The 19,408-nt window shown below is 60.9% G+C and carries 16 protein-coding genes and 1 pseudogene; 7 read left to right on the top strand and 10 right to left on the bottom strand.

The genetic code is table 11. The features are described from left to right. Positions 1 to 92 precede the first annotated feature (92 nt). From ACR0NJ_RS05620 to ACR0NJ_RS05600, 5 genes are all read left to right on the top strand, one after another. A complete protein-coding gene (locus ACR0NJ_RS05620; RefSeq protein ID WP_480816142.1) occupies positions 93 to 1,397 on the top strand; it encodes an extracellular solute-binding protein in 1,305 nt (434 codons plus the stop codon). Between the two features lie 69 nt (positions 1,398 to 1,466). Beyond that, positions 1,467 to 2,348 carry an ABC transporter permease subunit gene (locus ACR0NJ_RS05615; protein WP_480816141.1) on the top strand — a complete coding sequence of 294 codons (882 nt, stop codon included), beginning with the start codon at positions 1,467 to 1,469 and terminating at the stop codon, positions 2,346 to 2,348. A gap of 11 nt (positions 2,349 to 2,359) precedes the next feature. Beyond that, the gene (locus ACR0NJ_RS05610) at positions 2,360 to 3,253 is read left to right on the top strand and encodes an ABC transporter permease subunit (RefSeq protein ID WP_480816140.1); all 894 of its coding nucleotides are present in this window, start codon (positions 2,360 to 2,362) and stop codon (positions 3,251 to 3,253) included. 11 nt (positions 3,254 to 3,264) lie between these two features. After that, the gene (locus tag ACR0NJ_RS05605; protein WP_480816139.1) at positions 3,265 to 4,311 is read left to right on the top strand and encodes an ABC transporter ATP-binding protein; all 1,047 of its coding nucleotides are present in this window, start codon (positions 3,265 to 3,267) and stop codon (positions 4,309 to 4,311) included. Continuing rightward, positions 4,311 to 5,306 carry an endonuclease/exonuclease/phosphatase family protein gene (locus tag ACR0NJ_RS05600; protein WP_480816252.1) on the top strand — a complete coding sequence of 332 codons (996 nt, stop codon included), beginning with the start codon at positions 4,311 to 4,313 and terminating at the stop codon, positions 5,304 to 5,306. The genes ACR0NJ_RS05605 and ACR0NJ_RS05600 overlap by 1 nt, the downstream gene beginning before the upstream one ends. Positions 5,307 to 5,313: 7 nt before the next feature. Here ACR0NJ_RS05600 and ACR0NJ_RS05595 read toward each other — a convergent pair whose 3' ends face one another. Then, the gene (locus ACR0NJ_RS05595; protein WP_480816138.1) at positions 5,314 to 6,189 is read right to left on the bottom strand and encodes a LysR family transcriptional regulator; all 876 of its coding nucleotides are present in this window, start codon (positions 6,187 to 6,189) and stop codon (positions 5,314 to 5,316) included. Positions 6,190 to 6,305: 116 nt separating this feature from the next. Here ACR0NJ_RS05595 and ACR0NJ_RS05590 point away from each other — a divergent pair, with 116 nt between their 5' ends. Together ACR0NJ_RS05590 and ACR0NJ_RS05585 are read left to right on the top strand one after the other, a co-directional pair. Next, on the top strand, positions 6,306 to 7,856 hold the full coding sequence (locus tag ACR0NJ_RS05590) for a proton-conducting transporter transmembrane domain-containing protein (RefSeq protein WP_480816137.1): 1,551 nt from the start codon (positions 6,306 to 6,308) through the stop codon (positions 7,854 to 7,856). 13 nt (positions 7,857 to 7,869) lie between these two features. Continuing rightward, on the top strand, positions 7,870 to 10,281 hold the full coding sequence (locus ACR0NJ_RS05585) for a YbcC family protein (RefSeq protein WP_480816136.1): 2,412 nt from the start codon (positions 7,870 to 7,872) through the stop codon (positions 10,279 to 10,281). 44 nt (positions 10,282 to 10,325) lie between these two features. On the opposite strand, the gene ACR0NJ_RS05580 is transcribed toward ACR0NJ_RS05585, so the two are convergent. The 9 genes and pseudogenes from ACR0NJ_RS05580 to nadA form a co-directional block, all read right to left on the bottom strand. Continuing rightward, positions 10,326 to 11,471 carry an iron-containing alcohol dehydrogenase gene (locus ACR0NJ_RS05580; protein ID WP_480816135.1) on the bottom strand — a complete coding sequence of 382 codons (1,146 nt, stop codon included), beginning with the start codon at positions 11,469 to 11,471 and terminating at the stop codon, positions 10,326 to 10,328. Next, a complete protein-coding gene (locus ACR0NJ_RS05575; RefSeq protein ID WP_480816134.1) occupies positions 11,468 to 12,850 on the bottom strand; it encodes an aldehyde dehydrogenase family protein in 1,383 nt (460 codons plus the stop codon). The genes ACR0NJ_RS05580 and ACR0NJ_RS05575 overlap by 4 nt, the downstream gene beginning before the upstream one ends. Positions 12,851 to 12,945: 95 nt before the next feature. Further along, positions 12,946 to 14,307 carry a glutamine synthetase family protein gene (locus ACR0NJ_RS05570; RefSeq protein ID WP_480816133.1) on the bottom strand — a complete coding sequence of 454 codons (1,362 nt, stop codon included), beginning with the start codon at positions 14,305 to 14,307 and terminating at the stop codon, positions 12,946 to 12,948. Positions 14,308 to 14,495: 188 nt separating this feature from the next. Then, the gene (locus ACR0NJ_RS05565) at positions 14,496 to 14,999 is read right to left on the bottom strand and encodes a methyltransferase domain-containing protein (RefSeq protein ID WP_480816132.1); all 504 of its coding nucleotides are present in this window, start codon (positions 14,997 to 14,999) and stop codon (positions 14,496 to 14,498) included. A 513-nt stretch (positions 15,000 to 15,512) separates the two neighbouring features. Beyond that, entirely contained in the window at positions 15,513 to 15,680 is a 168-nt protein-coding gene (locus ACR0NJ_RS05560; protein WP_480816131.1) for an AAA family ATPase, read from the bottom strand. 24 nt (positions 15,681 to 15,704) lie between these two features. Beyond that, a pseudogene (locus ACR0NJ_RS05555) lies at positions 15,705 to 15,935 on the bottom strand (hypothetical protein); the annotation flags it as partial. Next, positions 15,898 to 16,746: a carboxylating nicotinate-nucleotide diphosphorylase gene (gene nadC, locus ACR0NJ_RS05550; protein ID WP_480816130.1), complete on the bottom strand. Its 849-nt coding sequence runs from the start codon at positions 16,744 to 16,746 to the stop codon at positions 15,898 to 15,900. The gene nadC and the pseudogene ACR0NJ_RS05555, both read right to left, overlap by 38 nt. Then, complete coding sequence (locus tag ACR0NJ_RS05545; RefSeq protein ID WP_480816129.1) at positions 16,743 to 18,308, bottom strand: L-aspartate oxidase; 1,566 nt, start codon at positions 18,306 to 18,308, stop codon at positions 16,743 to 16,745. Before ACR0NJ_RS05545 ends, nadC begins: the two co-directional genes overlap by 4 nt. Before the next feature lie 6 nt (positions 18,309 to 18,314). Continuing rightward, on the bottom strand, positions 18,315 to 19,364 hold the full coding sequence (gene nadA, locus ACR0NJ_RS05540; RefSeq protein ID WP_480816128.1) for a quinolinate synthase NadA: 1,050 nt from the start codon (positions 19,362 to 19,364) through the stop codon (positions 18,315 to 18,317). Positions 19,365 to 19,408 lie beyond the last annotated feature (44 nt).

Below are 19,408 nucleotides of genomic sequence, written 5' to 3'. Positions count from 1 at the left end.
GAATTCACTTCTGGGGGGCAGACCTCCCGTAATCTGGCGTGATGACGTGAATTGCGGCATCGCCTGCGCCATTACTGGACCGGAGAATCAACATGACCAATCTCAAGTTCTGCGCAACTGCTGCGGCTTTCGCGTTCACCGCGACTGCGGCCTTTGCCGAAACCGAAATCACCTGGTGGCACGCCCATGGCGGTCAGCTGGGGGAAACCGTCAACAAGGTGGCTGAGAAATTCAACGCCGCGCAAGACGAATACAAGATCACTCCGATCTACAAGGGAAGCTACGAAGAGACGCTGACTGCAGGCATCGCCGCTTTCCGTGCAGGCGAACAGCCAAACATCATGCAGGTGTTCGACGCTGGTGCCGCGACCGTGATCGCTGCCAAGGGCGCAACCGTTCCGGTTCAGGACCTGCTGGCCGACAATGGCGTCGACTTCGATATCAATGACTACATCGCTGGTGTGCGCTACTTCTACGCCGACAGCGACGGCAAGATGATCGGCATGCCGTTCAACTCGTCGACCCCGATTCTGTATTACAACGTGGACGCGCTGGAAGCCGCAGGCGTCACCCCGCCGAAAACCTGGGAAGAGTTCCAGTCGACCACCGCTCCGGCCCTGAAAGACGCAGGCTACATCGCGCTCAGCCAGTCGCACCTGCCCTGGATTTTCACCGAAAACTTTATGTCGCGCCACAACCTGCCGTTTGCGACCAACAACAACGGCTATGACGGCACCGACACCCAAATTCTGGTCAACAATGACGCCATCAAAGCACATTTCACTGCGGTGAACGATTGGAGGGAAAACGGTCTTTTCGAATGGTACGGTACCGGTTGGGGTGACAACGCGAAGCCGTTCGAAGAAGGCAAAGTGGCCATGTGGCTAGGGTCGTCGGGCTCGTTTGGTGGCCTGCTGCAGAAAGACCTGCCGTTCGAATTCAGCGCCGTTCAACTGCCCTATTGGGAAGCCGTGACCGCCGAGCCGACACAGACCTTCATCGGTGGTGCGGCCCTGTTTGCCATGGCTGGCAAGTCGGATGAAGAGAACAAAGCCACTGCCGAGTTCTTCCGCTTCCTGACCGCACCTGACACCCAGTATTTCTGGCATCAGGAAACCGGTTATGTGCCGATCACCGAAGCGGCCTATGAGGTTGCCAAGAAAGATGGCCACTATGACCGTTATCCGGCTGCCCAAGTTGGTGTGAACCAGCTGCAGGAAAAAGCGGGCGACAACACCAAGGGCTACCGTATGGGTTTCTACGTGCAGATCCGCGACATCATGAACCGCGAATATGGACGTATCCTGACCGGTGAAACCGACGTGGACACAGCGTTCAAGACAATCGAAGAGGAAGCCAACGAACTGCTGGCCCGCTTCGCCAAGACCCAGGGCTAAGCCCCGGATCACCCCAAAGATGGTCGCGCTTTCTGGGCGCGGCCATCCCTCTTTTCTACTGGACGGACCATGAAACGCGCGGGCTTTGACAATATCTGGCTACCGGTGGCGCTGCTGCTGCCGCAACTTATGATCATTGCGATCTTCTTCTACTGGCCCGCAGGCTGGGCGCTGCAATCCTCGTTCTTTTTGCAAGACCCGTTCGGGTTCGGATCGACTTTTGTGGGGGGTGACAACTACACCTCGCTGCTGGGCAACAATCAGTACAAGCGCATCGCCTGGTTTACTGTCGTTTTCTCGGTTTTGGTCACGTTCTTCTCGCTGGCCATTGCCCTGTTGCTGGCCGTCAAGGCCGACAAAGTGATCCGCGGGGCCAAGACCTATCGCACGCTGCTGATGTGGGTCTACGCCATCGCCCCGCCCATCGCTGGGTTCCTGGGCATTCTGTTTTTTGACCAGAGCACTGGCCCGATGACCAAGTTCTTTCAGTCCTTCGGATGGGATTTCCGACTGGGCGTCGACTACAACGCCACCGCGACGGCGATGATCATCGTGTCCGTGTGGAAGCAGATCCCGGTCAACTTCATCTTCTTCCTGTCCGGCCTGCAATCCATTCCGCGTTCCGTGCGTGAGGCCGCCATGATCGACAACCGGTCGGCCACGGGCCGGTTCTGGCAGGTTACCTTCCCGCTGCTGGCCCCGACCGCCTTCTTCCTGCTGATCATCAACATCACCTACGCCATGTTCGACACGTTCGGTGTCATCGACGCGCTGATGAAGGGTGAGCCCGGCAACAATCCGATGACCCTGGTCTACAAGGTCTACCTGGATGGGTTCCGGGGCAACGATCTGGGCGGGTCCTCGGCGCAATCGGTTGTTCTGATGGTTCTGGTTCTGATCCTGACCGTTTTCCAATTCCGGCTGGTTGAACGCCGGATTCATTATACTTAAGGGGGCTGGACATGGCTGATACAACACTCGACACCCCTGCCGTTGCCAAACGTACCCGGAAAATCCGCTGGGAGACGATCGGAGACCACTTTGTTCTGATCCTCGGCTCTCTGCTCATGATGCTGCCGCCGCTGCTGGCGTTGACCACCGCGAGCCATGATGCGGTGACGATCCATCGTCAGGGTTTGCAACTGGGGATCGGCGACGATCTGGGTAAAAACTTTCACGCCGCGATGTTCGAAAAAGGCGGGTTTACCCAGACAGTGGACGGCATGTTGATGCTCATGAACTCGTTCATTCTGGGCATCGGCTTTGCGGTCGGGAAAATCATCATCTCGATGATGGCGGCCTATGCCATCGTCTATTTCCGGCTGCGCTTTGCCACGCTGGCCTTCTGGGTCATCTTCACCACCCTACTGCTGCCGCTCGAGGTGCGGATTCTGCCTTCATACGAAGCGATCCAGAAGCTGGGCCTGACCAACACCTATACCGGTTTGATCGTTCCTTTGATCGCGTCGGCGACCGGTACGTTTTTCTTCCGCCAGTACTTTATGTCGGTGCCGGAAGAACTGGCTGAGGCCGCCCGTATTGACGGTGCGGGCCCGTGGAAGTTCTTCATCGACATCCTTGTTCCGCTGAGCCGGACGATGATCGCAGCGATCTTTATCATTATGTTCGTCTTTGGCTGGAACCAGTATCTGTGGCCAACGCTGATCACCACCGACGAAAGCTTCTTTACGCTGGTGCGCGGGATCAAGCAGATCGTTCTGACCTATACCGACAGTCAGATCCCCGAGCACGGGCAGGCATTGGCGCTGGCCATCGTGGCGATGATCCCGCCCGTGGCCATCGTCATCTTCTTCCAAAACTGGTTCGTCAAGGGCCTTACAGAATCCGACAAATAAGGAATACGCGCATGGCTCAGGTTTCATTAGAGGGCATCCGCAAGGTCTATCCCAACGGTTTTCAGGCGGTCGAGACCACCAGCTTCACAATTCAGGACGGCGAGTTCGTCGTGCTGGTGGGCCCCTCGGGCTGCGGCAAGTCCACCCTGCTGCGGATGATCGCGGGGTTGGAGGACATTACAGAAGGCACGCTCAAAATCGGCGACCGGGTAGTCAACAATGTGGACCCGGCGGATCGGGACATTGCGATGGTGTTTCAGAACTATGCTCTGTACCCGCATATGACCGTTCGCAAGAATATTGGCTACGGGCTCAAGAACCGGGGCATGCCAGCGGCTGAAATTGATGCCAAGGTTCAGGAAGCTGCCACCATGCTGAACCTGACCGAGTATGTTGACCGCAAACCGGCGCAGCTATCCGGTGGTCAGCGGCAGCGGGTTGCCATGGGGCGTGCCGTGGTCCGCGACCCGGCGCTGTTTTTGTTTGATGAGCCGCTGTCGAACCTCGATGCCAAGCTGCGCAACCAGATGCGGATTGAGATCAAGGCCCTGCAACGACGCCTCGGCACCACCGCTGTATATGTGACCCACGATCAGGTTGAAGCCATGACAATGGCCGACCGTATCATTGTTCTGAATTCGGGCCGGATCGAACAGATCGGCACGCCGTCCGAGATCTACCACAACCCGGCTTCGACCTTTGTGGCCTCATTCATGGGTGCCCCGCCGATGAACCTGATCGAGGCTCAGGTGGATCAGGGACAGGTCCGGATCAACGGCTATGAGGGTCTGATGCCCGCGCCGGAGTCTGCGAATGGCCCCGTCACGCTTGGCATCCGGCCCGAGGATATCGAGTTGGATGATCAGGGCACTGTCCCGTTTCGGGTCGACATCCTGGAAGAACTCGGAGCCCACCGCCTGCTGCACGGCGCGCTCGGCGGTCAGCCGTTCACCGTGATGGTCAGCAAGGATCACAAGGCGCAGATCGGTGAGACACAGGTTTCACTTCGGCCCGATGCGGTTCGGCTGTTTGATGCGGAGACGGGGAAAGTCCTTTGATCACAGACGTTTTGGATGATCTGCCCGCCGTGACTCCGGATCAGCGGGCTAGCATCCTGTCCGCCCCCCGCACAACGCAAGCCCATCGCGAACTACTGCGCAGCATAGGGGCAATGAACGCCCTGCAACTGGGTGGTGAGGCAAGCCGGGCTCGCTTGCCTGCAGAGTTCAACGTGGCCGCCTGGAATGTGGAACGCTGCCTGTTCCCCGAGGCGACGGCGGCGCATCTGAAACAGATCGCCCCTGAAATTGTCCTGCTGTCCGAGGTCGATCACGGCATGGCCCGCACCGCGCAGCGTCACACCACCGAGGTGATGGCCGCCGAACTGGGCATGGCCTATGCCTTTGGCGTCGAGTTCCACGAGCTTGACCTGGGCGGCCCGACCGAGCGGCATTTCTGCAAGGACGACTTCAACACCCTGGGCTGGCACGGCAACGCGATCCTGTCCTCGGTTCCTTTCCAGCGCACCGCTTTGATCCGCCTGGACGATCACGGCCATTGGTTTTGCAGCGATGATGGTACGGTTGACCCGGACCAGCCGCGCGTCGGGGGCCGTATGGCTATTGCCGCAGTCGTGCCGACCGAAAATGGCCCTGTGTGTGTTGTCTCGACCCATCTGGAAAGCAACGCAGGCGCGCCGCACCGTCATGGGCAATTCGAGATCCTGCTGGATGCAATCGACGCCTTTGCCCCAGATATGCCGATCCTGATTGGTGGAGACCTGAATACCGGCAACCATTTGCCTCCCGATTTCAATTGGCAACGGGAAACCCTGTTCGATCTTGCAAAAACGCGTGGTTATTCCTGGGACTTCACCGCAGATGGCATGACGACCCGCCCCAGCCTGATCACGCCGCACCCCTCGCGCGTGATGAAGCTGGACTGGCTGGCCGGACGAGACCTGAACTGTCGGGGCAAAGGTGTTTTGACTTCAATCTCGGCAGACGGGACGCCGCTATCGGATCATGATTGCGTGTGGTGCACCGTCGGTTGAGCCGCCATCAACCCGGGTCAGTTGACAGCAATTCCCGCACTAACGGATTGGGGAAGCGTCGTTTCAATGTGACGGCGTGGAAGTTCTCTCTGATGCGGGGATGCTCTTGCGCTTCGACCAAGCGACCCGAGGACAGTTCGTCCTGAACCACAATGGGTGCCACAAGAGCCAGCCCGATATCCTCGCGCGCCAGCAGACGCATCATGGCCATGTCGTCCACCTCAGCGGCGATTTGCGGACGCACCGACATGCGGCTGGCCATTGCGTCAAACGCGGTGCGGACCGAGTTACTTGTGGTCGGCAGAATGAACGGCTGTTCCTCCAGCAAACTCCGGATCGGGCGGCTGGGGTCCAGTCTGGACGGGGTGCCGACAATGCTGACCGGCTGTTCGGCCAGATGATGTGTTTCAAACCGGGTCAGGCTGTCGCTGGCGGGTTCGTGGTTCATCAGGACAAGGTCGAAATTAAGCGTCTCCAACCCTTCGAGCAACTCGCTGGGGTTGCCGGATCGCAGGATGACCTCGACATCGGACCGTGCCAAAATGGGCCGCAGAAACCCGATCTGAAAGTTCCGTGACAGCGTTGCCTGCGCCCCTACACGCAGCGCTTGCCTGCTTTTCCCTGCGTCCTGCAGGGTCGCCACAAGCTCTTGCCCCGTCGCGAAAATTGCATCTGCGTGGTCCAACGCGATGCGCCCGGCCTCGGTCAGATGCAGCTTGCGCCCACGTCGTTCGAACAGTTGATGGCCCAGCCGCTGTTCCAGCTCCTTGATTTGAACGGACAGCGCGGATTGAGACAGATTCAGACGCTCGGCCGTCCGCGTCAGGTTCCCGTCATGGGCCACGGCCCAAAAGTAGCGGAGGTGGTGATAGTTCAATGGCATAATATTCTAATTAATAGAACCTTATTTGGAGAACAATGAATTTTTATGATGTTGAGCGGTGGAATATGTCATGACCGACGGGCTGGCTCAGCCTGAAAGATCAAGGAGTGTACCCTGTGAACAATCTGCTAATTCCCTTGCTTGGCCCGCTGATTCTTCTAGTCGCGGCATACTATGCTGCGCGCCATCCGGGTTTGCGCCCGGGCAAGCTGCCCAAACGCGCCGAATGGGCCGCATTGGCGGCTTTCGGCATGTCGATGCTGTCTGCCCTGCTCCTGATAACACATGGCGCGGGTACGTCGGCGCTGATTGGTGTCTGGGGCGTCGGCCTGTCGGTTCGGCTGGATGCCGTCAGCGCCACGATGTTGGTGCTGGTCAGCTTCATCGGCTGGGTCGTTCTGCGCTATTCGGCAACATACATGGATGGCGAGGCGCGGCAGGGGGCGTTTACAGGCTGGATGTCGGTGACATTGGCCTCGGTCCTGTTGCTGGTCATGTCCGGTAACCTGATACAGCTGCTGGCGGCGTGGATTGCCACCAGCTTGTCCCTGCATCAACTGCTGCTGTTCTACCCCGGCCGCACAACCGCACAGCGCGCCGCCCGCAAAAAGGCCGTCGTCGCTCGGATCAGCGAAGGCGCACTGACGCTGGCCGTCCTGCTTCTGATCTTGGGGTACGGGACCACCGATATCTCGGCGATCCTGTCCGCCTCGCAACCCGATGCGATGACCATCATTGCCGCGCTGCTGATTGCTGTGGCGGCCATCACCGCCTCGGCCCAGTTCCCGATCCACGGCTGGCTGACCGAAGTGATGGAGGCCCCGACTCCGGTCTCGGCCCTGCTGCATGCCGGAGTAATCAACGCCGGAGGGTTCCTATTGATCCGCTTCGCCGACGTGATGCTGGTGGCTCCGGGCATCATGGCTATGCTGGTAATGCTGGGCGGGTTCACCGCCTTGTTCGGCGGGCTAGTGATGCTGACACAGCCTGCAGTTAAAACCTCGCTGGCCTGGTCCACCATTGCCCAGATGGCATTCATGATCATGCAATGCGGTCTGGCGCTGTTCCCGCTGGCGCTGCTGCATATCGTGGCGCATTCGCTGTACAAGGCGCACGCCTTCCTCAGCGCCGGTGAGGCCGTGCGCAACGTGGCGGCGATCCGGCGGCCCGGACCTGTCGCGGTGCCAAGCGCGCGGAATGTGCTGCTGGCCTTTGCGACCGGCATCCTGATTTACGGTGCGGTGGCCGCCGTCTTCGGAATTGACGGAAAATCCATGCAGGCCATCGCGTTAGGAGTGATCCTGATCTTCGGCGTCGCCTATCTGCTGGCACAGGGTTTTGCCGATGCGGCACCGGGCGCATTGACCCGCCGCACGGTGATCTACGCCGGTCTGACCTCGGTCAGTTACTTCGTTCTGCAAGTCGCGGCCCAGCATCTGACGGCAGGCACGCTGCCCGCAACTCCCGCACCGGGACCCTTGGAATGGGCGCTGATCGTGCTGGCCCTTATCAGCTTTGGCGCGGTTGCGCTGGCGCAATCGACCTTCCCGCTTTGGGCCTCGCACCCTGCGGCGGCGGGTATCCGCGTGCATCTGTCGAACGGGCTTTATGCAAACGCACTCTTTGATCGGCTGCTGGACGGATGGTCCAGACGGCAAACCGCTTAAACGGGGACCTCACATGTATATGAAACACGAAAGCTATCCCGCCGCGCTGCTGGAACTGGTTGCGATTGCCAATGACGCGGTGCGTCAGATCCCGCCGCTGTTCCCTCTGGCCTCAAACGTTGCGGTGAACCCGTTTCTTGGCCAAACGGACGCGCCGCTGGCCGTGACCGCCGCCCGCCTTGCCCGCGTCGCGGGTGCGCGTATCACACCCGACCGCGCTGCTTTTGCGAACAAGCTGGAGGCAGGCGATATTCTGGATGAGGATTTGGCCGACGCGCTGGCCAATGCGGAACCCCGTTTTGATCTGCCCAGCATGGAGGAGGTCAAGTCAGCGCTCACCGCCGAGCCAAGCACCCCGCCGCCCCTGCCGACTGTTGCCGATTTGGCGGCCGAGGTGTCGGGCATCGACTGGCCTGGCCTGATTGAAGAGCGCATCGGCGCGTGGGCAGCCAGCCATTTCGATCAGGGTCAGGCCCTGTGGCAACCCAGCCGGGCCGGCGGGGCTTATAGCGCGTGGCGCGAGTTCGCCTCGCGCGATCTGACGCTGGAGATCCATGGCCTTAAGGGGTTTGGCGCGTTTGTGGCGGGTACCAACCGCTCGCAATGGCGGGCCATTGGCCGTGCGTCGGAAACGCTTGGCGTGACGCCCGAGGCCGCTGGGACCACCTTCCACCGCTGGCTGATCACGCTGGGCGGCTGGGCGCAATATGCCCGTTACCTGCTTTGGCAGGCCGAACTGGAAGGCCAAAGCGACACGACGGTAACCGAGCTTCTGGCCATCCGACTGGTGTTCGAAGAGGCCCTGTTCAACCTCTACCGCGACCAGATCGCCGACCGATGGGCCGAGACCGTTGCACAGCATGAAGCCCCGGTGACACCGACCCGCGATCTGGTGATCGACGCGGTTCTGCAGGACGCTGCCGAGCGCGCGCAACAGCGCAAGCTGGCGCATACACTGGCCACGCATCACCCCCGCAAGACCGACGGTCGCCCGCAGGTGCAGGCCGCATTCTGCATCGACGTCCGGTCCGAGGTCTTCCGCCGTGCGCTCGAAGCGCAGGGCGAAGGGATTGAGACCATTGGTTTCGCAGGGTTCTTCGGCCTCGCCAGCGCCCATAAGGCCGCCGGTTCGGACGTGACCGAGTTGCGTGGGCCTGCTCTGCTACGCCCGAACGTCTCATCGAAAGCCGCCGAAGGAACTCAGGCCGATCTCAACCGACGCTACACCGCCCGCGCCAAACGCGCCTGGGGCCGGTTCAAGCTGGCCGCCGTATCCTCGTTTGCCTTTGTCGAGGCAACCGGCCCGGTCTATGCCGGAAAGCTGCTGCTTGACGCGCTGGCGATCAAGTCGAAGCCGGTGAAAACCGACCCCGCCCCGCAGCTTGATCCGTCGATTGATCTGCAAACGCGTGTCGGCATGGCGCGGAGTATTCTGTCGGCCATGTCACTGACCGGTAACTTCGCCAGGATTGTCATGCTGGCGGGCCACGGAGCGGATGTAACCAACAACCCCCACGAAAGCGCACTGCAATGTGGCGCGTGCGGAGGGTACGCCGGTGACGTCAGCGCCCGCCTGTTGGCCGGTCTGCTGAATGACAGCACGGTGCGGGACGGCTTGCGGCAAGAGGGTATTGATATCCCGGCGGATACTCTGTTCCTGCCAGCGCTGCACCACACCACGACGGACAAGGTGACTCTGTTCGATCAGGATCACCCGGTGGGTCAATGGGCCAAGGACATTGCTCAGCTAAAAACATGGCTGCAAACGGCAGGGCAAATGGCCCGGGCCGAGCGCGCCGACCGCTTGCCGAGGGCCGCCGATGCAAACGACATTGCCCGCCGCGCCCTCGACTGGGCCGAGTTGCGCCCCGAATGGGGTCTTGCCGGATGCCGCGCTTTTATCGCTGCGCCACGCAGCCGGACAAGCGGCACAGGCCTCGCCGGACAGTCCTTCCTGCACAGCTATGACTGGCGCGCAGATGACGGTTTTGGAGTGCTTGAACTGATCATGACTGCCCCTGTCGTGGTCGCCAGTTGGATCAGCCTGCAATATTACGGCTCGACCGTTGCGCCCGCCCTGTTCGGCGGCGGCAACAAGCTGCTGCACAACGTTGTGGGCGGGATCGGCGTCATCGAGGGCAATGGCGGCGCCCTGCGCCCCGGCCTGCCCTGGCAGTCTGTCCATGACGGAGAGGGCTTTCAACACGACCCGCTGCGCCTGTCGGTGATCATCGAGGCCCCGCGCGAGGCGATGAATGACATCCTGAAACGCCACGCAGGCGTCAAGGAGCTGTTCGACAACCGCTGGCTGCACCTGATCGCGATGGATGAGAACGGCGATCTCGCGTGGCGGTACCAACGCGATCTGCACTGGGTTCCGATGGCAGGCCCCGCCGGTGCAAACCGCGCCATAGCTGCCGAGTAATCCGGCGGTTTGCAGGTCCGGCGGCATCCGCCGGACCCACCCGCTTACAGCGCTGTTTTGAACAGCTGGGTCAAGTTTTCTTCAGTCAATTCAATTGGGTTACCGCCGCAGGACGGATCAATGATAGCCCCCTGAACCAGTTCGGGGATCGCGGTCTCAGTCACGCCCAGATCGGACAGTCTGCGCGGAATGCCGAGGCTGTCGTTGAACTCCTGCACAAAGGCGCGGAACCCATCAAAACCGCCCTCAATCCCCAGATAAGCGGCAGCTGCTTGGAAGCGATCCGCAATCGCAGGCGCGTTGAAGTCCAGCACGGCAGGCATACAAACCGCATTCGTGGTGCCGTGATGGGTATTGAACACCGCGCCCACCGGATGGCTCATCGCGTGAATCGCCCCGAGGCCCTTTTGGAAGGCGGTGGCCCCCATCGCCGCCGCGCTCATCATCTGGGCGCGCGCCTCGATGTCGTTTCCATCCGTATAGGCGCGCGGCAGGTACTCTTTCACCAACCGCATGCCCTCCAGCGCGATGCCATGGCTCATCGGGTGGTAGTGCGGGCTGCTGAATGCCTCGACACAATGGGCAAAGGCATCCAGCCCGGTGCCTGTTGTGATGAATTTAGGCATACCCACCGTCAGTTCTGGATCGCAGATCACCACGGTCGGCAACACCTTGGGGTGGAAGATGATCTTCTTGGCATGGGTTTCGGAGTTTGTGATCACGCTCGCGCGCCCCACCTCGGACCCCGTCCCGGCAGTGGTCGGCACCGCGATAATCGGCGCAATCGCGTCCGTATCTGCGCGCGTCCACCAATCGCCAATGTCTTCAAAATCCCAGACCGGGCGCGTCTGACCGGCCATGAAGGCGACCATCTTGCCCAGATCCAGCCCCGAACCGCCGCCAAACGCGATCACCCCGTCATGGCCGCCCGCGTTATACGCCGCGACCCCGGCGTCGAGGTTTTTTTCATTCGGGTTCGGGTCCACATCCGCAAACAGACCCCGCCCCAGACCTGCAGCTTCCATAATATCCAGCGTGGCGCTGGTGATAGGCAGATCGGCCAGCCCTTTGTCCGTCACCAGCAATGGGCGCTTCATCCCCGCCGCCGCGCAGGCCTCGGGCAGTTCCCTGATCCGGCCAGCGCCGAACTTGATCGCGGTCGGGTAGGACCAGTTTCCAACAAGGCTCATGATGTCACCTTCTTCAAATGGTAGGATTTTGGGCGCGTAAGGTTGTGATAGCCGATCACCGACAATCCGCCACCACGCCCGGTATTCTTGCAGCCGGTCCAGCACAGCCCCGGATCCAGATAATCGGCCCGGTTCATGAACACCGTGCCGGTCTCGATCTGGTCGCCGATCCGCGCCGCACGCTCCACATCGCGGGTCCAAAGGCTCGCGGTCAGGCCGAACTCGCTGTCATTCATCAGCGCGATGGCCTCGTCGTCCGAGGACACCTTCATGATCCCCACGACAGGCCCAAAACTCTCTTCCCGCATCACGCGCATGTCATGAGTGACATTGGTCAGGATTTGCGGCGTCAGATAGGCACCACCGTCATCCTTGGGGAACGTTTCGATATGGGCCACGGCACCGTCGGCGACCGCCTCTGCAATCTGCGCACGCACCTCATCCGCAAAGCGCACATTGGCCATCGGGCCGAGCGTCGTTTCCGGGTCCAATGGATTGCCCAGCTTATACCCCCTCACGATCTCAACCGCTTTGGCGACAAAATCGTCATAGAGGCGTTCATGCGCATAGATCCGTTCAATACCGCAGCAGCACTGGCCGGAGTTGAACATGGCTCCGTCGATCAGCGTGTCGACCGCCGCATCCAGATCGGCATCGTCCATGACATAACCCGGGTCCTTGCCGCCCAATTCGGTGCCAACCCCGGTAAAGGTCCCCGCCGCCGCGCGCTCCATCGCCTGACCGCCGCCGACCGAGCCGGTGAAGTTCACGAAGTCAAACGCCTTTCCCGCGATCAGATCGTTGGTCACATCATGGCTCAGGAACACGTTTTGGAACACATCTTTGGGAACCTCCGCCGCATTAAACGCCCGCGCCATCCGTTCCCCCACCAGCAGGGTCTGCGTGGCGTGTTTCAGAATCACCGTATTGCCCGCGATCAGCCCCGGGGCGACGGTGTTAATCGCCGTCATGTAAGGATAGTTCCAGGGTGCCACGACAAATACCACCCCATGCGGGATGCGTTTGATGTAACGCCTGAATGTCTCGTCCTCGCCCACCGCAATATCGGCCAGAGACGCCTCAGCAATCTCAGCCATGTAGCTAGCACGTTCATTGAACCCGCCGAACTCACCGCCATACCGCACCGGGCGGCCTATCATGTGGGCCAGTTCCGGCACGATTTCATCGTTCATCGCGCCAACCGCGGCCACGCCAGCCATCACAAGATCAATCCGTTCCTGCAATGGCCGCGCGGCCCAATCCGCCTGTGCCGCCCTTGCCCGCGCGGCAATCCCAAACGCTGCCTCGTACGATAACACTTCGCGTTCCGCAAAAACCGACCCATCAATCGGCGAGACACATTGCAACATCTGCCCCATCTTCTCTCCATTCCCGAAAGAAACAGGATCCCTGCTTCATCTGGCCAATAAATATCCCGGGGAGCGCGAGGGGCTGGCCCCTCGCACCCAACCCATCAAGCTCGCTCAAACCCCCGGGCAATTTCCCAATCCGTAACCACGCGCTCGAATTCTTCAATCTCCACTTCCGCAGCGCGGGAATAGTGATCAACCACATCATCACCCATCGCCGCGCGCAGCATGGCCGATCCATGCAGCGCGTCCCGCGCCGCACGTAGGTTGCCGGGGATCATGCCGGTTTCGCCCTGATACACGTCACCGGTCGCCGCGGGCTGCAGATCAAGCCCTTCTTCAATCCCGGCGATACCAGCAGCCAGCATCCCAGCAATAGTTAGATAGGGGTTCATGTCCGAGCCCGGTATCCGGCACTCCACCCGCACCGCCTTTGTACCGTCACCGCACAGGCGGAACCCGGCGGTCCGGTTGTCTACCGACCAGATGATCCGGGTTGGCGCAAAGGTGCCCTTCAGGAAACGCTTATAACTGTTGATGTAAGGTGCCATGAAATAGGTATAATCGGCGGCGTATTTCAGCAGACCGGCCATATAGCTTTTCATCAGCGCCGACATGCCCAGCTCATCGCTTTCGTCATAAAACGCGGGTTGTCCATCTGCCCACAGCGACTGATGGACATGGGACGAACTGCCCACCTTTTCATGATGCCACTTTGGCAGGAAAGTCGCGGCATGCCCGTGCTGCCAGGCGATCTCCTTCACGGCGTTCTTGGCGATGGTGTGATATCCGGCCGTGTCCATCGCAGGCGCATATTTGATGTTCAACTCTTCCTGCCCGGTCTCGGCCTCACCCTTCGAGTTCTCGACCGGTATCCCCGCCTCCCACAGATTGTTGCGGATCGGGCGCATCACATGCTCTTCCTTGGTGGTCTGAAGGATGTGATAATCCTCGTTATAGCCCGAGATCGGCTCCAGATCGCGGAACCGGTCCTTGCGGATCTGATCAAAGCTTTTTTCGAACAGGAAGAACTCCAGTTCCGTGGCAGTCATTGCCTCATAGCCCATGGCCTTTAGGCGATTGACCTGTTTCTTCAGGATCGATCGGGGCGCATGGGGCACCTCTTGGTGAGTGTGATGATCCAGAACGTCGCACATCACCATCGCCGTGCCCTCCAGCCATGGCACCGGGCGCAGCGAGTCCAGATCGGGTTTCATCACATAGTCACCATACCCTCCCTCCCAACTGGTCGAGGCATATCCGTCCGGCGTTCCCATTTCGAGGTCGGTGGCCAGCAGATAGTTGCAGCAATGGGTCTCTTCCCAGGCGCTGGCAACGAAATGAGCGGCGTGGAACCGTTTGCCCATCAAGCGCCCCTGCATATCGACGATGCAGACGAGAACCGTGTCCACCTCACCGGCAGAAACCTGGGTCTTGAGGTGTTCGAAAGTGAGTGTTGCCGCCACGTTGCTGTCTCCTTGATGTCCCCCGCGGTGCGCTGATGCGGCACCAGAATCTTATTCGCCACCGTGGCGACCTGTGCGCCCAAGCGCAATAGGGGGCGGCGCAGTTCTGTGTGCTGAAAGGTATTAAGATAGTCCTGTGTACGTCGCTCGCTATCGCTTGGGGGAAATGACCCAGACCGGATGACAGGTCACCGGGCCGACACAGCCCGGGCGCACGGGCCGACGTGCCGTTCGGGGTCAGTTCGCGGTACTGTTCGGGTCCGAATCTGGGAATCGCCAGCCATCCACCGGGCGCGCGCGTTTGTCGTCTTGGTCAGCAGTTTGGTCGGGTCTTCCATCCACTGGATCATCGAGGATGAGGCCAAAAGGTCGATCTCCTCCGGCAATGCGAACTCTCGGGCGTTTCTGTCGACAAAGCTTGCCCGTGCCGCGTTCGCAGGTACGCGGGCCTGCAGGGCCAGATCGCTCAGGATTAACGTGCCAAAACTGAAGACGTAGCACAGATGCCTGGTCAGATGACCGGTGCCGCAGCCCAGTTCGAAAGCGTGGGCGAAGTTGTCCGGCGCGCCGTGCTGACGCAACTCTGAGACCAGCCGATTGGCGATCCAGGCCTGCTGGCTGGCATTGTTGCGATAGGTTTCGAAGCTTCGGCTAAAGCTGCGCTGGACTCTGTCTGCAAACTGAACGGTCATGCCGGCCAATCTGCCCAGCTTTGCTCCGGCTTGCAGGGAAGGCGCGGCCCGAAAATGCGTCGGGCCTTTTCCGGTTGAGGTGCCAACGCCGCATCGTGCTCGGCCGACGGGATGATCCGGTCGCGATCCGGAATCCAGATCCGGTCAAAGCCCGGGTCCCGGGCGGGTCCGCGTTGTGTGATAGCATGAAACTCAACACGGGCGGCGTCGAAGTCCAACGCTGGGGATCGCCGTTCGACCCGACGCGGCGGCAGAACTTGGCAAAACCGGGTTGTGAGAGCTGCTCCGCCATCGCGCCGATCAAGTCGGACGCAACCCCATACTCTGCGCTGGCCGGGTGCAACGTGCCTCTAACGGCGACCTACCGTTCGGGCCGAAACCCGGATGCGCTCAGTCAGCGGGCAAAAGATCCAGATAAAACGCCTCGCGGTTCAGCGGGACCATCACACCGACCGCCCCTTCGACGAGCAAAGGCCCATCGAGCTGTCGTAGGGTCAGGCGCGACGGGTCAAACTATACGCCCATATCCTCGACCGACAGATGCGGGGAAGCGGGCAGGATCAGGCGATAGGTTTCGGACAGAACCTCGGCCCCTGACAAAGCGCGGACGATCTCTGTGTCGGTTGCATCCTCCAGCCCGGCTTGCACGGGTTTCCAATATTTGGCCCCCGGCGCGTGCATGTCGCGGGCTTTGGGTTCGTGTCACGCGGCCCCCATGCAGAACCGGGTTGCACCGCCTTCTTTAACCTTCTTGGCCTCGGCCAGAACCCGCTGAACCTCGATCAGTTTCGAGGCGGGCAGTGTCGATTCGTTCCGCGCCGATTGCGAGCAATAGGCGCAGTCCTCCGCGCAGCCGCCGGTTTTGATCGACAGAAGCTTCGAGGTCTGATTCCGCCTCTTAGAAATCCAGCCCCAGATCCGCCGTGCGTACCGAATGTGTCAGTGCTCCGGACGAGATATAGTCCACCCCCGTCGCCGCAATCGAGGCCACCCGGTCCAGCGTGACATTGCCGCTGGCCTCGGTTTTCATGCGTCCGGCGACCATGGCAACGGCCTCGCGCAGCGTGTCGTTGTCCATATTGTCCAGCAACACGACCGAGGCACCGCCGACCTCAAGCACTTCCGAAAGTTGATCCAACCGGTCCACTTCGATCTCGACCGCCATCATGTGGCTGGCATGTGCTTTCGCCGCGTCCAGAACCTGACGCACCCCACCGGCAGCGGCGATGTGGTTATCCTTGATCAGGATTGCGTCTGACAGCGAATACCGATGGTTGAAGCCGCCGCCGTGCAGAACCGCGAGTTTCTCGACGCTCCGCAATCCGGGCGTGGTCTTGCGGGTGCAGGTGATGCGGGCAGCGGTGCCTTTCGTCTGCGCCACAAAAGCGGCTGTCTGGGTTGCGATGCCTGTCAAACGACCGGCAAAGTTCAGGGCCACCCGCTCGCCGGACAGGATCGAGGCGGCAGAGCCTTGGATGGTCATCAGCGTGTCGCCCCGTTTGCACACCGCGCCGTCGTTGACATGCGTTTCGACCTCTAGCTTGGGATCGACCAGGCGGAAGGCAATGGCCGCCACCTGCATGCCTGAAACAACTGCGTCTTCGCGGGCGTTTAACCGGGCCTCGTATTTGGTGCCGTCGGGGATCACAGCGCTGGTGGTCACGTCGCCATAGCTGCCGAGGTCTTCCATCAGCGCGGCGCGGATCATCGGCTCCAGGACCAGATCCGGCAGGGTGGCAAAACTCATGTCAATTCCTTGCAGGCTTGGGCCCGGATGGCGAGGGCTTCGGACAGATACATCCGCGAGCGTTCGCCGGGGCCTTCGGCGCGATCGGGGAAATCGGAGCGTTCATGCGCGCCACGGCTTTCTTCGCGCAGCAATGCGCTGGCGGCGATCAGGGTGGCGGTTGCGCACATGTTTTGGAAGGACGGGCAGTCGCTGTTCGCTGCTTCCAGTGCCGCGATCTTCTGGAGCGCTTGGGTCAGCCCGGCGCTGTCCCGCACGACGCCGACATGGCGGGTCATGGTCTGGCGCAGGTCTTGCACCGCCGTCGTTGTATCCGGTGCTTCGGTCTTGGCGAACTGAATATCCAACAGTTCAGGCTCCGAAGCCATACCAATGTTATTCGCGATATCTTCGGAACAGATACGGGCAAACACTAGAGCCTCAAGTAAACCGTTGGAGGCCAGCCGGTTGGCCCCGTGCAACCCGGTCGAGGATGCCTCACCACAGACCCAAAGCCCGTCCAGCGTTGCGCGGCCCTTTGTATCGGTTGCAATGCCGCCCATGTGATAATGTGCGGCGGGAGCGACCGGGATCGGCTGGGACACCGGGTCAATGCCATTGCGGGCGCAATACTTGGCAACCGCCGGGAATTCTTGGGTTATGCGTGCGCCCAATGCCGCGCGGGTGTCCAATGCAGGCTGATTGCCCGCCTGCACCTGATCGAAGATGGCGCGGGCCACCACGTCGCGGGGGGCAAGCTCGGCATCCGGGTGGATGGACTGCATGAACCGCTCGCCCTGCCGGTTGATCAGGATTGCCCCTTCACCGCGCAATGCCTCGGTGGCCAGCGGCGCGGGGTCTTCGCCAACATCCATCGCGGTGGGGTGAAACTGGACAAACTCGGCATCTGCAATCTGTGCCCCGGCCCGCGCGGCCATGCCGATGACCTGTCCGCGAATGCGGGATGGGTTGGTAGTTATCGCATAAAGCCCGCCGGAGCCGCCCCCGGCCAGCAACACGGCTGGCGCGCGCAACATCACAGTGTCCGAGCCGCCTTCGGTATCCTGCACCGCAACGCCCGTCACACGACCGTCCGAGACATCCAGACCGACGGCAAGAACGCCCTCCAGAACCTGAATAGACGGTGCGTCGCGCACCTGTTCGATCAGCGCGCCCATGATCTGGCTGCCTGCCTGATCGCCTTTCACCCGCACCACCCGCGCAAAGCTGTGCGCGGCTTCGCGGGACATGACATAGCCGCCGTCCTTTGTACGGTCGAACGGTGTACCCAGCGTGGTCAGATCGAGAATGTAGTCGCGTGCCTCCCCCGTCACCAAATCAGCAACCTCGGGTGACACAGTCCCGGCCCCCGCGTTCACCGTATCCGCCGCGTGGCATTCCGGGCTGTCGGCATTGTCCATCGCCGCCGCCACGCCACCCTGCGCCCAGGCGGAACTGGCCCCCTGCCCCAGAGGGTCGGGCGAGATGATCACCACTGGCCGCGGTGCCAGTTTCAGCGCCGCATAAAGCGCGCCAATACCAGCCCCCACGATAACGACGCGATCCGTGGTGAGGTCTTTCATACGGGATCAGAGACCCAGCTTGCGGGACAGATCAATCATCGCCTGCACCGATCTGCGCGCCTTTGCGGCAATGTCTTCAGCGACCTCGACCTGACCCTCCATCGTGTGCAGGGCATAGAGGATCTTCTCCAGCGTGATCTTTTTCATGTACGGGCACATGTTGCAGGGTCCGACGAAATCGACCTCAGGCAGTGCGTCGGCGATGTTCGACGCCATCGAGCATTCGGTGATCAGCATCGCCTTTTCGGGCTTTTCGTCCTGGACATACTTAAGGATACCGCTGGTCGAGCCGGAATAGTCGGCCTCGGCCACAACCTCGGGCGTGCATTCGGGATGCGCGATCAGCCGCGTGCCCGGGTTCCATTCGCGGAAATCGCGCAGGTCCTGGGCGGTGTATTGTTCGTGCACGATGCAGGAGCCGGGCCAGTAGACCACGTTCTTGTCGCTTTTGTTCGCCACGTTCTGCGCCAGATACTGGTCTGGCGTCATGATGACCGTGTCGCTGTCCATCGCGTTGACGATCTGGACCGCGTTCGCCGAGGTGCAGCAGATGTCTGAGGCGGCTTTGACCTCGGCCGTGGTGTTCACATAGGACACAACCGGCGCGCCTGGGTAATTGGCGCGCATCTCGTCGATTCCATCGGCGGTGATTGATTCCGCCAGCGAACATCCTGCGGCCATATCCGGCATCAGGACTATCTTTTCCGGGCTCAGGATTTTCGACGTTTCGGCCATGAAATGCACGCCGGCCTGAACAATGACATCGGCCTCCACATCGCTGGCTTTCATCGCCAGTTGCAGGCTGTCGCCGACAAAATCCGAGACACCGTGGTAAATTTCCGGGGTCATGTAGTTGTGCCCAAGGATCACGGCGTTACGCTCTTTCTTGAGCGCATTGATTGCCCTGACGTAAGGCGCGTAGACCGCCCAGTCCGGTGGGCTGACCACGCGGTCCATTCGGGCGTAAACATCCTGCATCTCGTTGGCTAGCGTGGCCGAGGGCGCAAGGTCGTACTGATCCGCAAGTGCGGAACGAACGTTAGAAAGATCGAGCAACGGTCTAGCTACCTTTTCAGCTATCGTTTGTCAGGCGGGCTGCT

This window comes from Ruegeria sp. F11 (genome assembly GCF_056533855.1).
The sequence above is the reverse complement of the archived record's forward strand: the minus strand, read 5'-3'. Positions and strand labels throughout refer to the sequence as shown.